Origin of the sequence: Christiangramia aquimixticola, from assembly GCF_048285835.1 — a bacterium.
In the GTDB taxonomy this organism is placed as follows: domain Bacteria; phylum Bacteroidota; class Bacteroidia; order Flavobacteriales; family Flavobacteriaceae; genus Christiangramia; species Christiangramia aquimixticola.
Genome location: NZ_JBLVTL010000003.1, coordinates 202,882 through 204,657 on the forward strand (window position 1 = coordinate 202,882; position 1,776 = coordinate 204,657).

Genomic DNA, 1,776 nt, shown 5'->3' on the forward strand with positions numbered 1-1,776 from the left:
GGGTTTGTCCGGATCTTGCCATTCACTATAATTTAATTAATATTCATTTAAAATTCGATGCTATGATCCAACTAAACGAATACCAGGAAAATTTAATGGGTAAGATTATCTTTTGAAGGTTTTATTCAGAGAGAGCATTGGTCGTTTTTGACCAGCACCAAAATTTTGGTAAAGATAGGCATAGGAATCCGATAATAAAAGCTTTCTCCTTTAGACTTGCTAAGATATTTTATCTCACCTTATTTACCCGGTTGGAAGTTTAAACCTTCCCTTGTATCAATAAGGGGAATTCTTCAAGTATTTCATTCAGTCAGGATCTTTAAATTAAGAACCCAGCCGGAGAATAATTTCCCTGGCTGGATTTTTTAATTTATCAGGATCCTATTTCAAAAGAGATCTTTGCATTCACTGCATATGAAGTAATTGCATCTCCATCTACACTTGCTTTCATCTCCTTTACATATACAGATTTAATATTTTTTACTGTTTTGGATGCTTCCTTTACTGCATTTCTCACTGCATCATCAAAACTCTGGTTTGAAGTTGCTATAACTTCTATAACTTTTACAATTCCCATAATCTGTTATTTTTAAATGGTTAATTAATAATGTGATTTCAAGTTAAAAAATAAGAACAGGCTGGAAAAAGGATTAACAGAAGATTAAAAAAAGTCCTTAGAGAAGCCTTAATTTTTCACCGGAATAAAATGAACGGGGATCTTGGATTTTTCCAATATCCTTCCGGCAGTGGTTCCCATAATTACCTTTTCTAAAACTGAATGGCTATGCGTTCCAAGCACGATCATATCTGCTCCCCATTTTTCAGCATAATCCAATATCGCTCCGGAAGTGGTTCCTTCTGCCATATGTGTGGTAACCGTGGGATCATTCAAATGTTCTGCAGCTCTGGCGATATATTTTTTGGCTACTTCCCTTAATTCAGCAATTACATTTAAATCGACCTGCATTTCACTTTGAGTTTCAAAACCCATAAAACTTGGATAATTAACTCCGTAGTAACTTACATCTGCCATCACATGAATAAGACAAACTTCTGCGCCTAATTGTTTCGCAAGTTTATGTCCCTCAATGGCTACTTTCTCAGATCGTGGATTATAATCTATTCCAATTAAAACTTTCTTCATCAATTTGCATTTATTTCCTAAGTTAATTAAAAAGAGATAAACCTGTATTATAAGATACTAGTTCAAAAAGTAATCAAATACTCCTTTAAAAACTTCTTCCTAATTTTTGGAAGTATGCCGTTGCCATACAGTTAAAATAGAATCCACGTATAAAACTGCTGCAAAAGCTATTTACCCTTCTTCCCGGGAAATGCATCTACAGATCCTTCAAAAGCAATAAAAAGCACACAGGGCCCGGAATCCAGACATTTCGCTTTGTGAGCCTTTCGTGCAGGTCCATAGGCATAGGTACCTGGCTTTAAAATTTTTGTAGCCTCTCCTTCATAAGTGACACTCATGCTACCGCTAACCATCATCATGCGTTCAGCGGAATTATGCCAATGCTCAGGAATTTCAGTATTCGCAGGAATTTTAAATAAGATATCTGAATTTTCTGCTGCCGGATCTCCATGTAATACAGATATATTGCAGCTCGAAGGCATAAAATCTGGGCATCCGCCCCACTGCATTTCATCTTTATTAAGATCCATGGCTACAGATTGATCTGCCGTTTGCATATTCTGACTAATTCCGGAGGTTCCTATAAGAAACAGTAAAACTAGAATCAGGTGGTGGATTTGGGCTCTAAAGGA

At 36.1% G+C, this 1,776-nt stretch carries 3 protein-coding genes; all 3 read right to left on the reverse strand.

All coding sequences use genetic code 11. The features are described from left to right. Positions 1–373: 373 nt before the first annotated feature. Positions 374–577: a dodecin family protein gene (locus ACNKXV_RS07845; RefSeq protein ID WP_417907160.1), complete on the reverse strand. Its 204-nt coding sequence runs from the start codon at positions 575–577 to the stop codon at positions 374–376. A gap of 108 nt (positions 578–685) precedes the next feature. Beyond that, the gene (locus ACNKXV_RS07850) at positions 686–1,144 is read right to left on the reverse strand and encodes a universal stress protein (protein ID WP_417907161.1); all 459 of its coding nucleotides are present in this window, start codon (positions 1,142–1,144) and stop codon (positions 686–688) included. A gap of 167 nt (positions 1,145–1,311) precedes the next feature. Next, positions 1,312–1,776 (reverse strand): cupin domain-containing protein (locus ACNKXV_RS07855; protein WP_417907162.1); only part of this gene is annotated, 465 nt, incomplete at its 5' end.

Excerpts from the sequence above, each read along its gene's own strand:
- ACNKXV_RS07850 (WP_417907161.1), bottom strand. The coding sequence starts at position 1,144 with ATGAAGAAAGTTTTAATTGGAATAGATTATAATCCACGATCTGAGAAA.
- ACNKXV_RS07845 (WP_417907160.1), bottom strand. The coding sequence starts at position 577 with ATGGGAATTGTAAAAGTTATAGAAGTTATAGCAACTTCAAACCAGAGT.